Source organism: Psychroserpens sp. NJDZ02 (assembly GCF_004843725.1).
Classification (GTDB): Bacteria; Bacteroidota; Bacteroidia; order Flavobacteriales; family Flavobacteriaceae; genus Olleya.
This window is the reverse complement of the sequence record NZ_CP039451.1, coordinates 298,449-311,770: the sequence shown is the minus strand read 5'-3', so window position 1 is coordinate 311,770 and position 13,322 is coordinate 298,449. Positions and strand designations below refer to the sequence as shown.

13 protein-coding genes and 2 pseudogenes are annotated in these 13,322 nt (G+C 29.7%); all 15 read right to left on the bottom strand.

Annotated features, from left to right (window positions below):
* Positions 1–313 precede the first annotated feature (313 nt).
* Positions 314–1,063 (bottom strand): YARHG domain-containing protein, encoded by a 750-nt coding sequence (locus E9099_RS01495; RefSeq protein ID WP_136581982.1) that lies wholly within the window; start codon positions 1,061–1,063, stop codon positions 314–316.
* A gap of 111 nt (positions 1,064–1,174) precedes the next feature.
* The gene (locus tag E9099_RS19105; RefSeq protein ID WP_168800698.1) at positions 1,175–1,336 is read right to left on the bottom strand and encodes a hypothetical protein; all 162 of its coding nucleotides are present in this window, start codon (positions 1,334–1,336) and stop codon (positions 1,175–1,177) included.
* A gap of 905 nt (positions 1,337–2,241) precedes the next feature.
* Positions 2,242–3,123, bottom strand: coding sequence for a hypothetical protein (locus E9099_RS01490; protein WP_136581981.1), 882 nt, complete (start codon positions 3,121–3,123; stop codon positions 2,242–2,244).
* Between the two features lie 200 nt (positions 3,124–3,323).
* Positions 3,324–3,749 (bottom strand): hypothetical protein, encoded by a 426-nt coding sequence (locus E9099_RS01485; protein ID WP_136581980.1) that lies wholly within the window; start codon positions 3,747–3,749, stop codon positions 3,324–3,326.
* A gap of 3 nt (positions 3,750–3,752) precedes the next feature.
* Positions 3,753–3,944, bottom strand: coding sequence for a hypothetical protein (locus E9099_RS01480; protein WP_136581979.1), 192 nt, complete (start codon positions 3,942–3,944; stop codon positions 3,753–3,755).
* Between the two features lie 205 nt (positions 3,945–4,149).
* Positions 4,150–5,796: a hypothetical protein gene (locus E9099_RS01475; protein ID WP_136581978.1), complete on the bottom strand. Its 1,647-nt coding sequence runs from the start codon at positions 5,794–5,796 to the stop codon at positions 4,150–4,152.
* Positions 5,797–6,363: 567 nt separating this feature from the next.
* A complete protein-coding gene (locus E9099_RS01470) occupies positions 6,364–6,987 on the bottom strand; it encodes a hypothetical protein (RefSeq protein ID WP_136581977.1) in 624 nt (207 codons plus the stop codon).
* Between the two features lie 290 nt (positions 6,988–7,277).
* The gene (locus E9099_RS01465; RefSeq protein WP_136581976.1) at positions 7,278–8,105 is read right to left on the bottom strand and encodes an SH3 domain-containing protein; all 828 of its coding nucleotides are present in this window, start codon (positions 8,103–8,105) and stop codon (positions 7,278–7,280) included.
* 137 nt (positions 8,106–8,242) lie between these two features.
* Positions 8,243–8,599: a carboxypeptidase regulatory-like domain-containing protein gene (locus E9099_RS01460; protein ID WP_240788937.1), complete on the bottom strand. Its 357-nt coding sequence runs from the start codon at positions 8,597–8,599 to the stop codon at positions 8,243–8,245.
* Positions 8,600–8,967: 368 nt separating this feature from the next.
* Positions 8,968–9,630 (bottom strand): CPBP family intramembrane glutamic endopeptidase, encoded by a 663-nt coding sequence (locus E9099_RS01455; RefSeq protein ID WP_136581974.1) that lies wholly within the window; start codon positions 9,628–9,630, stop codon positions 8,968–8,970.
* Positions 9,631–9,753: 123 nt separating this feature from the next.
* Positions 9,754–9,936, bottom strand: a pseudogene (locus E9099_RS19425) (LytTR family transcriptional regulator DNA-binding domain-containing protein); the annotation flags it as partial.
* A gap of 12 nt (positions 9,937–9,948) precedes the next feature.
* Positions 9,949–10,590 carry a LytTR family transcriptional regulator gene (locus E9099_RS01450; protein ID WP_240788935.1) on the bottom strand — a complete coding sequence of 214 codons (642 nt, stop codon included), beginning with the start codon at positions 10,588–10,590 and terminating at the stop codon, positions 9,949–9,951.
* Between the two features lie 372 nt (positions 10,591–10,962).
* Positions 10,963–11,110: pseudogene (locus E9099_RS19730) on the bottom strand (IS3 family transposase); the annotation flags it as partial.
* A gap of 477 nt (positions 11,111–11,587) precedes the next feature.
* Positions 11,588–12,406: a 2OG-Fe(II) oxygenase gene (locus tag E9099_RS01445; RefSeq protein ID WP_136581973.1), complete on the bottom strand. Its 819-nt coding sequence runs from the start codon at positions 12,404–12,406 to the stop codon at positions 11,588–11,590.
* A gap of 253 nt (positions 12,407–12,659) precedes the next feature.
* Entirely contained in the window at positions 12,660–13,322 is a 663-nt protein-coding gene (locus tag E9099_RS01440) for a hypothetical protein (RefSeq protein ID WP_136581972.1), read from the bottom strand.

Sequence of the window (13,322 nt, the reverse complement as noted above, 5' to 3'; positions counted from 1 at the left end):
TAATTAAAAGAGCAATTAGTAATAATTGTTCTTTTCTGTTTTCATAGTTATGAAATAAAAACGTCTAGTTAATTTAATCAACTTTTTTGAGGAAGTTGCTCTCTTTTAATTGGGCGTAACATATAGTGTGAAAAATGTAAGATAGGAGATGAGCGCTATCGTTTCGATTTATAACTTAGTAAACGATAAATATTTTGGACACTGTCTCATTTAAACGTCAAATTTGATATTTAGTGGACTTTGTAAATAAACATAGGACTTTGAAGTTAACCTAATCGGTCCTGGGTTTTTATATCGTGTTACAGCTTGTTTTTTATCCCGCAAAAATCAGACTTACTACAATTAACTTACCATTTTTAAATATAATTTCAACTCCACTTGAGTTTTCAAACTCAGAATAATAGTCACTTGGATATTTAAAAGCAGCATCATTTTTCATTAAATCAGAGTGCGTCATAGGGTCTGTGCTCATTATGGTTATTGAATTTCCCTTGATATATATCCCTTGAGAAGAAATTGAAAATCCATTATCAATCAATATTTCATATTTAGCTTGACCTTTGTGCCAATTTATATTCTCTATATCGATTAATTCAAGAATAGAGTTTATTTTTTTTAGTAAAGATTTGTTGTCATTTTTTATAACACCGTTTGTAAAATCACTAATAAAAGAGTTGTCGTTTTCTTTTATTGCAATTTTTAATTTTCCTAGTTCAGTAAGTAGTAATTCTCTGTTTCTTTTTATTTCTTCTTCTTTCCTCTTAAAAAGTGTAACATTAAATTGTTCTATGGCGTTTAAATTTACTTGTGTTACTGGATTTTTATAATCAGGTTTATACCAATCATAGTTAAAGAAATATTCTTCTAACCTTTCGTTTTTAAAAGAGAAATTATGTCTTGCAAAAATTTCATTTCTCAATAATTTAAGTTCAAACAATTCATTAGTTATTATGTTTGATTCAGAATATTTGATAGAAGAGCATTCTGAACAATTCTCTAACTTTTGAGCATTAGAAGCTATAGTTATAAATAGTAATAAGAGTATTAATAGTTTTTGTTTCATAATAGCTTGTAGCGCATAACAAATAAGATTCCGTTTTACTGAGTTTTATTCGAAGTTAAACGAAGTTAGTTTAAAAAAAAGACAAAGTCAAGTTACTATTTTGTGTTTAGATTAGCTTCTGTAATCACCATCAAGCTCATAAAGTGTGTGGTATGATATTTTTTTATTGTTTCTGTATAATTCAATAAAATCCGTTTGCTGATCTTCATCCACTGAAACAGTAACAATTTTAAATTCTATGCCATTAATGACCTCTTTTTGCGTTTGAGACAAACAAAAATTGAGATAAAAAAGTTGTGATTAAAAATGTTATTTGTTTCATTTTAACTTTTTTGCTTTTTGTGTGGATTAGATATTTGGGGGCGTTTAACGTCTCGTATTTTAAACGTAGCGTGTTAAAAGACACTATCGTTTCGGATTATACACGAGCCAAATTTTTAAATTTTTCTCTTTATCTTTATTGTTCTAAAAGCCAAATTTAAAAATTTGGCGGTCTCCGAAAACACACAAAAACCTTTGGTAAAACCTATAATAGCTATGTTTTATATACATTGTGTGTGCCCAGCATGGGCATCTTTTAATTTACGGAAAGGTAAATAATTAATCTAGAGGGTGCAAGTCCCTTATGCGCAGGAGTAACGTCTTGAAGCATTAGTAAGTCGCAAGGGTGGTAATCGCGAGGTTACATCTGAAGGCTATTTGTGATTGATTAATGAGCAAATACCACTACAAAACTCGGTACTGACGAACAGAAATCGTATACAGAGGCATAGTTATTCGGGTAAGCAAGCACATCATTGTAACGCCCAAACAGTACCAAAAGGGTAACTATGTAGATACGGCAGTGATTGAGTGAAAGAGGATGCCATTACCTGGGGAGGTCTCCAAAGTTACGAGTTGACTATATGGAGAAGTCAGCAGAAGTCATAGTACTTACAGGAAACGAGTTGAGGCAATACCTCAGAAGGTCTCACAAGTAAGGAAGGACTGAACGTAATTCTCTTCAAAATTCGCATAGGAGCACTAGTGGTAGCCTATGCCTAAATTAGAAGATAGTGTCAAGGGTGAAAAGAGCTTTGGCGTGATGATTTACGAACCGCCGTATACGAGACCCGTATGTACGGTGGTGTGAGAGGCGCACTCCGGCTATTTTAGTCGGAGCCGTCTACTCGATTATGCTACGTTTTTTTAATTTTATTTATTAGTGAGTCAATTATAATTTCTAGTAATAGATTTCTTTGCTGATAAATAGCTTTCCATTGTTTTTCATTCCAAGAATCTTCTTCCTGCTTATACATTCCGTGAGCTAAAATATGTCGCATATCGTCTAATTTAGGGTTTCTCAATAATCCATTTTGACTTTCTATAATGCTCTTAATATTTTCTCTTTTTGTTTTGTTTTCTCGTCCTGGTGCGTAATCTTGTCCTAGCATTGCTAAAAAACTATCTGTAAGATTAGATTTTCCTTTTTTGTTCCACCAAAACCCTTCTATAAAAGAGTAAAGACTTAATAACTCAATTAAAACATCATTAATTCCTGATATTTTATAAATTTCCTCAAGAATGCTACTATGTTTAATATTTAATTTATTTAGTGTATCAAAATAGAATAATACTTTATCAAAAGTTTTTGAATTAATTTCAGTTTGAGAAGATGTTGTAACACTTTTAAAACCTTCCCAAGTAGGCATAGTAATGGCAGCATTAGGAATAAATTCAGATGTGTGCGAAACTAATGTTGGTTGAAAATAGACAAGCTTTAAACACAATTTAAAGAGTAATGAAAATTCCGAAGCGTTTTTGTTTTCATATCCATTCTTTGTTATGACAAATATTGATTTAATAGGTAAAGGACTATTTCTTGAATTCATCATTCCATCATTTATGATTTTATTATAAATCCAATCTTGAAATGGTTCTTCTATATGTTTAGAGTTTTCGTAGTTTGTAATTAAAAGTTCAATTTCTCTACCATTGAAGTCAATTTTTTTGATAAAATCTTCGCCCGAAAATTTAACATTATCGATTAGCCAACATCCATATCTAATAGTTTCTGTCATAATGTAGCATAACATATAGCGAATAAGATTCCGTTTTAATGAGTTTTATTCGAAGTTAAACGAAGTTAGTTTAAAAAAAAGACAAAGTCAAGTTGTTAATTAGTATTGAATTAGCTTTTGCAGCCTCTATCACTCTCATATATCATATACCGGTGTGCGCTAGCTATTTTTGTCGGATCTGTCTATTCGATTGGCAATGGTTATTTGCATTCACAGGCATATTTTCCATCTCCTTCTATTAACATCCAACTTTCATTTTTATTAAAATTTTCACTATCAATTGGCCAAGATGTTAGGTATATTATGCACTCTTTATCTTTTGGTATGCCAGACTTCCAATTATAATGTGCGACTTTTATGGTGTCCTTAATATGCAAACCACTTGTATTCATTAAGATATCCATAACTTGTATAGTTGGATATAAATATTTGTTTCCGCTACCACATTCAATTAGCTTTCCTTTTATAATAGCTTTAGATTTTGAATATTTGACAGCGTCTATTTTACTATTATCTTGCAATGTCTTTTCTTTAACCTGAGTTATTGCTACTTCATTATGCTTATCTTTTGATTTTACACAGCTAAAAAAGACCAATATGACAAATAATGTAGATAAATATTTCATGATTTAATACTGTTTTGGAGCTTCTCTAAAAGACCAACCTCCACTTTTAAATGATTTTGTTTTTCCCTGACCCAATTTTAATAATCTGACAGGTCCAGAAACTTCATAAGTTGTCGCTGCTTTTGGTGAATATTTTGTGTTTATCCCATTATTTCCAAAATTAACGCCCCAAACTATAGACTCAAAAAGAGACACTCTAAATTCAGAAACAGAACAAATTGATAAAACAGCACGCCAAGTTGTTGTTCTGTTAGAAGGAGAACTTCTCCATGGTGAATCAAAGAAGCGGTCATTATCATTAAGGGGGTTAGTTTGAAAAAAAACACGAAAACTTTTTGTTTAAGCCAAATGGCCGTATTGTTTATTAATTACTATGCTTTAAATTTTTGCACTTATATTTTCAATCTGAATCTAAGATGTAAACACCATCTATTAATTTTATTTCCGAATAATAGTTGTAATGTTTATAGTATTGATATGCTTCTGTAAGTGTATACTCATTTTCTGCTTTTTCAAAAATAAAAAAGATAGTCTCAAGTATTTGACTATCATCTTCAGTCTTGAATTCATTTTCTAGTATGATTTTTTTTCCTACCTTTTTTAATGTGAATGTTTGATGACTGCTTCCTGTTACGATTTGATCTAGTTGAATTTTAAAGGTGCTGACAAATTCTTTTTTAAAAGTAAGATTGTATGCTACCTTTTGGTCATAGTCTATTTGGTCATTAATAACAAAAGATTGATGAAAATCGCATTGTCCATAATTTTCAAATGTCAAATTAAAGACAAGCGGCTCTGTTGGTATAGGCTCTTTTCTATTGTATTTATAGTCTATATATTTGGGAGTTACAATAATGTTTGCCTTTGGTTTTAAATTATGTTTTGTATTATAATCATTTAAGTAAATTCTATTGTTATTTTGTGCGTGGTTGTTCCATAATTTTTCGATATCAATTAAATCATTCTCCCCAATATTCACTAAAGTATCTAGACTATAAGTTGTTCTTTGATTTCTGTAAAATTTATCTGAGTATAGGTTACTAATCCTTAAATTATTGTTTTCTATTTTAAAATATATAGAAAAGGGTTCTAAGGTTCTTCCAAAACTGGAGGTAAAAATACCGGTGTCATCGTTCTTTTTATCTAACGATACAAACGCAGTTAATTCGTTATGAGAATAAGATGTACTGGTGCCTAAGTTTGCATAGGTGTAAAAACTAAACTCTTTATTGTTGGTTAAATTTTTTAAATGAAACTTAGCTTTAGTAAATATAGTGTCTCCTGTTTTGTAATATTCTATGAATTCGCCAGTTGTTATTTTATAAGTTTTGTTTTTTAAAAGGAGCTGATTTTTTCCATTAGACCACTTTCTAAACAGTATAGTATCTTTTTTCTTTACAGGAACTATATTTATAAATCTGAAGTCAAATCCTGCGTTTACACTATCTGTTTCTTCAAAATAACTTAAAGTTTCTATTTTGCTATAATCATAGTCCTGTATAAAGGTATCTTTTTCAAAAAAAAGGGTTCTTTCAATCTTTTTATCACTTAATATTTTTAGAGTGTCATTGGTTATGGTAAAATGAAGATCTTTTTTTGTATTAATATATAACATCTTACCAGCCCAATCACTTAACGAAATTTCTTTTTTCAGATAGTCAATTTTTGATAAATCTTTAATTTCACCTAGATTATTATACACGTGAAAAAAGTATTTCTTTTGTGTGAATAAATTTTCCATTAAAAAATTATAGCTAATAACAATATTATCCCCTCTTTTATAACATCTAAAAAAAACTTCATGGAGGTCATAGACTTTAAACCGAAAGTAATTAGGTGGTTTTATCTTATTTTCGAACAGTAAAGTGTCATATAATTTTTCTGATTGCTCTCTTTGATTTTCAAAGTAACGAATTACTCTAAAATTGCTATTGTCTATAGTTACGACAGAATCTATAGCAAGACTTTTATAATCGTTTTTACCATTATAAATAGTACGACTAGAGAAAAAAAATAGTAATAGTAAAACGGTAAAAAGATACCTCATATGTTTGTCGTTGTTTTTTGATCTCTAAAATGGTATTCTCTAATTTTGATGTACAAGTGGCTAAAAGAAAGAATAGATAATAATTTGTTTTTTATCGTAATGGTAAATTTAAGATAATTATTCTACTTTTAAACAGTTCGGTTTTATGGGGAGCTTACACATAAAGGCCATATTGTCATCAATGAAGTTAGTTTAAAAAAACGACAACATCAAGTCGCTATACTGTATTTAGATTAGCTTTTGTAATCAACATCAAGCTCATAAAGTGTGTCTTATGATATTTTTTTTATTGTTTCTGTATCATTCAAGAAAGTCAGTTTGCTATTCTTTTTCAACTGAAACAATTTTAAACACTATACCATTAATGACTTCTTTTTACGTTAGAGAAAAACAAAAATTGAGGCGTATAATAGATTTGATTAAAATGTTGTTCGATTTGTTTAAGCTTTTTTACTTTATTATTTAAACTGGATAGCTAAATCATTAAGATTTAGTAGAGAGTGTAAAACATATTAAACTTTTGGATGTAACACTAAAAGTGGTGTTAATTATAGTTGATGTTGTTTCTTACTTTTGATTGATCTTCCATTCACCATTTTCGTAATCAAAAAGATTGTCTTTTTTATTTATTATTTTAATTACGTATTCTTTATAAGCTACCTTGTCAAAGGTCCATAATACACACCAACGTTTAAACCTTTCTTTGTCTTTTACTCTTATTTCTCTAATAAACCATTGGACATCATTTACAAATAAACTAGCAAGTTTGTCGTGTTTTTCTTTTTTTAAATAAATTTGAAGTCTCTCGAAAGTTTTTAATTTCCCTTGTACTGTGTCAGATAAATAATTGTTTTCTTCGATTGAATATTTTGTTATTAAGTTCTCTTTCGATTTATAAAATCCTTTGTTTTGGTATAAAAAACCATCCGTTAGAAGTGTGTCTATTTTTCCATTTTTTTTATAAATAAGAATTTTATGCGTACTTATATTATCTTCTGTTGTAACAGTGCTAGATTTGTTTAAATCAGCGATAAAATCCTCTTTAAAACCAGCTTTCATCTGTGTTTTTTTACCTAAATATCTAGAAATAACTTCAACTTTGTCAATTTTAGAAGTCTTAAAGGTCAATTGTTTTGGACTATTACAGGATGTGAAAATAAAGAGACATAGAATGTATTTGAGGTTTTTCATTAAATTGTTTATTAGAGTCGTGGATGTATAGGTTAGTTACGTGTTTTAAGCTGTTAGTTGAGAAAATTAAAAGTGAATCAAGAAAGTTTGCATGGACTTTTGTAAATAAGCTAAAAGTCTGCAATTAATTTTAGACAGTCCTGTTTTTTTTTATGCACAGATTTCTAATTATTTAATTTAATACTACTCTTTTTTATGTTTATATGAAATCGGTTGGCTATTTATTTGCGATTTTTTTAAATTACGATTCTGATTAGTCAAACAAATTTACATAAACATAAAAAAGAATTTTAATTTGGATTATCATCCACTAAATAACCATTAAATACATATCCATAAGGGGTATATGCATCGTTAGATTTGGTCTTCAATGTGATACCTACCCAGTTTCCAGAAATATTTTCATTCATATCTTCGTCATAAATTGTTAATTCTTTATCTGTTAATGCTATAACGTTAACCTCTTGTCCATACTTTAATTTATCTATCACTTCAGCATTTTTACTGGGCTGTTTTCTACATAAAAGTCCTTTTCTTGCGGATACATATTTTCTATTATCGCGCTCTGTATAACTAAATTTTACATCGTTGGTAGTTATGTAATCAAGTTGTAAATTGTTTTGAAGATATATAACGATACCTCGACTGCTAAAACTTTCTCCTATCCGACCAAAAGAGTCAGGTATGTATTTTTCAATTATAATACCATCTCCTCTATTAGAGTAGAAGCTTTTACTTTGAGATGGAATTATATGTTTATATGAATAAATTAAAGAATCTGTAGGTATCAATTCTTTGCCATTGTTTCTTAAAAAAAGAATTTTTGATTTATAGAATGTATTGTTTTTAGTGTTTTTGAACCCCAAAAATACTAATGCATCTAACGAATTATCATAATCGAAATCAAATGTAACTATATGATTACTCATAATAGATATGCCTTTTGAATACAATATATCTAAATCTATAGTCTTTTCTATTTTGATTTTAGCTTCACGAATTATGGAAGCTTCATCATTTAATAATAATTTATTTTCAATTTTAGTATCCTTTTTACCACATTTAATGAAAAAGATAATGGAACAAAATGTAAAAAATAATTTGTACGATAAATTCATTTTTTTTTAATTTTCAATAATTGAATTACTATAATATTCCTTTTTAGCTCTAAATATAGTGATTTTGTTAACGTTGAATTCAAGTGATAAAGGTACTTGTCTATTTTTTTTAATTTAAAAGTTAAATCTTAAGAGGTCTATCTTCTGAGATATTTAATATAAGCTTTTTTATTCTTAAAAACGGTATCTAATGCTACGGTCTCAGCAGATAATTCCGTGTAGATTTTCAATTGGCGTATGTCTCCAGATTTATACTTTAAATTTTCAAAATTTAAAGTTGGAGTGCGGCTTAATCTGTAAGGAATTAGCTGTAATTTGTATAAGCCGCTAGCTATGGTTATTTGAAATTGGCCAATAGAATCTGTGATTGTTTTAAAACTCTGATTGTTTTCTTCACTAGTAAAAGTTAGTTCAATACCTTTTCCTGCATGTTTATCGTAATTATTGACCTTTCCGTTAATAAACACAACTGTAGTGTCTGAAACTCCTTTCATGCTATTTTCTTTAATCTCACCCCGAAATGACGGTTGAAATTTAGATATTTTAGCTGAATACGATTGCTGCGTACTGCAGGAATAAAAGCTAATCAATATAAACGGAACGAAACAACAATGTATAAGTGAAATTTTTCTATTTTGAATAAGTGTTTTCATAGTACAGCTAACATACAACAAATAAAATTCTGTTTTTAGAAATTCTGTTTGAAGTGAAATGAAGTTAGTTTGAAAAAATAAAAAAAAATCGAGTCCCATTCATTGTCACTATATACTTGTGGAATAAAAGGAAACGATTTAATTTACTGTACAGCTTAAGTTAAATTTATTGGGTAAATTAAATTTGTAAGTGTTCTCATTTGATAATGCTATGCCAAACCATAGTAAATACAAATTAAAGCAAACGTGTCAAAAAAACCATGTACTGCAACAATAAACCATAAATCGTATTTACGCAAGTAGAATATCAGAGCTAAGAGCGCCCCAACAAACCCTGCAACAAGTTGTCCTGTAATGCCTTGGTAACTATGCATAAAACCGAAAAAACAACCCAATAGGATAATATTGATAGCGATACTAAGTTTGCTTTCTCCAAAGAATTTAACAAATTGGCGCATAAAATAACCGCGAAAGATAATTTCTTCGCCAAATCCCGCAGTAGCCCACACTACTACTAAAGCAATTAAACAAGCTGGAAGATTTCCTTTCAATTGCTCAAAACTTGAATAATCAATAGGTACTCTTGTAAGTTTTGTTATTCCAGGGACCACAGCAAAGACATAAAAAGCAAAGAGAACTAGTGCAACTATTGGCGCAAGTACGAGGATGTTTTTGATTGTGAATTTTTCACGTTGAAATCCAAGTGCGGAAAATGGTTTTCCTTTATATTCTATATAATTCGCTATAATGATTACTATAGAAATAATTATATTTTCTATATAATTTATACGGATTGGTCCAAACCATATAAACCAGATGATTGCAATGGTAATTAATGGAATTAAGGTTTGACGTAAGTTTATTTTGTTCATTTTTTTAGGTTTAATTTCTAAGCGAAATAATGAACAAAATCTCTGAAAGCCCCTTTAAATGACTCTGTTTTTACTGAATGGTCATAAATTTAGGTCTGAATAGTCGGTAGTTTTTGATTTCTTTTATTGCAACCAACTCATAAATGCTTTTCGTTTGTAACGACTGATATTAATTATGGCAATTGCATCGTTTTTAATGGAGGCTTTTAACCGAATACTTAGCTTACCATTTTCAATCTTTTCAATTTGGTCTACAGCATCTTTGTGAATGATAATTTGTCGATTGGCTCTAAAAAACAATTGATCATTTAATTTTTCTTAAAGTTCTTTCAGTGTAAAATCGGTGTTAATTGTGGTGCCATCATTTTGAACCGTGTATACAATTTTGTTTTCGCTGTAAAAGCACGCAATATTTTCATAGGTAAGTTTGGTTGTTTTTGCGCCGCTTTCAATAGTAATTTCCGCATCTTTTATAGATAATGTATACAAACTGTATAGGTCTTGGGTATACAAGATAACTATAAAAATAAAACTCAATAATAAGGTGATTACCAAGCCAATTAATAAATAATAGAACTCGGTCTGTCCGCCTGTAATTATATTTAAAATAATATTTACAGGGATATACATGATTGTAATGTACCCTAAAGTGGAGAGCATAAACCTTAATATAGTAACAACCTCTATCTTTTTGGAGAAATACTTTTTCTTGTAAAATTTAAAATTAAGATTTGTAATAATTCCAATGAGAATAAATAACATAATAGTTGACAAAAAACCTTCTATAGGGAATCTGTACGATTCAGTATCTATAAAATTATCTTGCGAGGCTAAATGATTGACTACTAATGAAAAAACCGTCAATATAATTATTTTCTGAAACCAACGCCATGCAGTGTTGCTGATGCATGCCTGCCATACTGTTTTTAATGTATTCTTGATTGGTTGTGTAATACTCATTAATTAGAAATTTTTTTAGTCAACTTATTTCATGATGATGTTTTTACCAATGTAGCTAACATACAACAAATAATATTCTGTTTTTAGAAATTCTATTTGAAGTTAAACCAATTTAGTATTAAAAAAAAACTAAAAAAGTGAAGTTACTATCCAGTCTGTGGATTAGCTGCTGTAACTTCCATTGCTCTCATATATCATATGTTGTAATATTTTAAATTCAATCCCATTAATGACTTTCTTTTGCGTTTGAGAAAAGCAAAAATTGAGACATAAAAAAGTTGTGATTTACACTTTTTTTTAGAAATATTTTAGCAGTTTTTAAACCAATGATAATAAGTGTTTTTTCTAACTTACACATCTTCTCAACTAGACACCAGGTTTAAGTTTGTATTCTCGTTTCCAACGACCAATCATACTTGAACTTAAATTGTAATCATCACTAACCTGTTTAGTCTTTAATTTCCGAATTTAATAGATCTACTATCATTACTTTAAATTCGTTTTCATAATTCTTTGCCATAAATTAAATATATAATTTGTAAGCTTAATATAATCGGCACATCAAAAGTAGACACTCCAGAATATAGAGGCATAATTATTCTGGTAAGCAAACACATCATTGTAACGCCTAACAATTACCAAAAGGGTAATTATGTGGATACGGCAGTGATTAAGTGAAAGAAGATACCATTATCTAGGGAGATCTCCAAAGTTACGAGTTGACTGTATGGAGCAATCAGCAGAGGTCATAGTACTTAAAGTAAACGCGCAGAGGTAATACGTCATAGGGTCTCGCAAGGTAAGGAAGGATAGAACGTCATGCTCTTCAAAATTCGCATAGGAGCACTAGTGGTAGCCTATGCTTAAATAAGAAGATAATGCCAAGGGTAAAAGTCTTAGGTGTGATGATTTACGAACCGCCGTATACGTTCCTGAGTACTATTGCTAGGCACATTTCGACTATTTTAGTCGGAGTCGTTTACTCGATTAGTAAAAGTTAATTCTCCTTCTTGTATACATGCGGGTTTTCTTTAATTCCTTTCTTAAATAGTTTTCGGATATTCATTCTTAAAAAGGAGTCAATTTTTAAAACTTGATTTGTAATTACTTGCTCTGGTCGCCCTCTAAAAGTTGTAACATGGAATTTATCATTAGCTTGTAAAGGATTGTTCGAGAAATAATAATTAGATACACAATTACGGGAAGAATCAACTAATACGGGGCTTACAGAATGCCATGACAATTGATGTGTAGCCATAACAACTAATCGATTAAACTTAGCATGTATGGTAATTTGCTTTTTCTTTAGACCGTTAGGCCATAATTCTAAATGACCTCCGTTTCCATCGTTCCAATTTGGAGTAACATAATAGAGTAAATTTAAAACTCTCCAGCTATTTCTATCCTTATCATGAGAATTATCCAAATGAGGATTCAAAAATTGATCTTTATTCATGGAAGATAGTCCTCCTGCATATAAATATTCATCAGGTTGAAGGTCTTCTATTCCGCAAATATATTTAATACAATTAACCACCTCTTTATTTTGAAACGCATATATTGCTTCTTCCAAAATAGGATTGTACTTATTCATTTGAGCCGCTATATATTTATTCTCCCTTAAGCTTTTTTTTAGGGACATTTTATTTTGGTTTGGAAACTGATTATCAATTTCGTCAACAATTTCTTTAGGTAAGATATTGTCAATATAAAAATGCCCTATTTTATTTTTTGATTGATCATATTGTTGTTTGAGTAATTCTCTGTCGCTATTTAATCGATTCACTATCAATTTGGCTAACTGATCTCTGTTCATGGTATTTTATTTTAGTGCGTACAACACATAAGATTCCGTTTTTAGGAATTCTATTTGAAGTGAAACGAAGTTAGTTTAAAAAAAGGACATTGTCAAGTGGTTATTAAGCACGTAGCTGAGCACACGAGTAATAAAAAGAACGATTAAAGTATACAAGAAATTAAAAGCGATCTATTATTACTAGGATAGAAAACAAAAAGCCGAATTTCAAAACATATTGAAATTCGGCTTTAAATATTATAATGCTAAAAGATTAGCTTTTTACTTTTAAGTTGGGATAAAGGGTACTAATTTTAGTGTAAAATTCATCTCCAACGACTTTGTTTTTGGTTAATGTTTTAGAATAACTACTACCAAACATGGAAGAAACACCAGCATTAAAAGTTAAGGTGTTATGCACTTCGATAGTACTTATTTGACCATCTATATCAAAGGTAAAAAGATACTTGTTAGCAAGGACGTCTTCGGTTTTAGTAGGCTCTAATGTAACGGTGGCATGACTCAAACGATCTGAATTAAAAATCAAGTGTTCTTTTAAATCACCATCTACATCTGTACTAAAATAATGCATTTTTCCTTCGCTTAAAGTTACAAAAGAAGGCGTTTCAACAGTTGTATACTTTACGGTTCCTAAGGTCAATGCCGATTTTAATAAATCTTTACCGACATCCTTCGCCTTGTCGACACCAGTATACGGTATAGATGCAGAAGTAAAGGCGTCAATAGGTGCACTTTTCATCCATTTTTTAATATAGGAGTAGTCTTTGTCTAGAAGCTCTTTTTGATAATGATCAACATTTAGTTTTTCTTTATCAATATCTTCATTAGAAATATGGGTTTTGTTCTTTTTCATCATGTAAAACATCATAAAAATACCCAAGGAAAAAACTATAGCCGGGATTAAATATGGACTCAT

Excerpts from the sequence above, each read along its gene's own strand:
- E9099_RS01495 (WP_136581982.1), bottom strand. The coding sequence starts at position 1,063 with ATGAAACAAAAACTATTAATACTCTTATTACTATTTATAACTATAGCT.
- E9099_RS01490 (WP_136581981.1), bottom strand. The coding sequence starts at position 3,123 with ATGACAGAAACTATTAGATATGGATGTTGGCTAATCGATAATGTTAAA.
- E9099_RS01485 (WP_136581980.1), bottom strand. The coding sequence starts at position 3,749 with ATGAAATATTTATCTACATTATTTGTCATATTGGTCTTTTTTAGCTGT.
- E9099_RS01475 (WP_136581978.1), bottom strand. The coding sequence starts at position 5,796 with ATGAGGTATCTTTTTACCGTTTTACTATTACTATTTTTTTTCTCTAGT.
- E9099_RS01470 (WP_136581977.1), bottom strand. The coding sequence starts at position 6,987 with ATGAAAAACCTCAAATACATTCTATGTCTCTTTATTTTCACATCCTGT.
- E9099_RS01465 (WP_136581976.1), bottom strand. The coding sequence starts at position 8,105 with ATGAATTTATCGTACAAATTATTTTTTACATTTTGTTCCATTATCTTT.
- E9099_RS01460 (WP_240788937.1), bottom strand. The coding sequence starts at position 8,599 with ATGAAAGGAGTTTCAGACACTACAGTTGTGTTTATTAACGGAAAGGTC.
- E9099_RS01455 (WP_136581974.1), bottom strand. The coding sequence starts at position 9,630 with ATGAACAAAATAAACTTACGTCAAACCTTAATTCCATTAATTACCATT.
- E9099_RS01450 (WP_240788935.1), bottom strand. The coding sequence starts at position 10,590 with ATGAGTATTACACAACCAATCAAGAATACATTAAAAACAGTATGGCAG.
- E9099_RS01445 (WP_136581973.1), bottom strand. The coding sequence starts at position 12,406 with ATGAACAGAGATCAGTTAGCCAAATTGATAGTGAATCGATTAAATAGC.
- E9099_RS01440 (WP_136581972.1), bottom strand. The coding sequence starts at position 13,322 with ATGAGTCCATATTTAATCCCGGCTATAGTTTTTTCCTTGGGTATTTTT.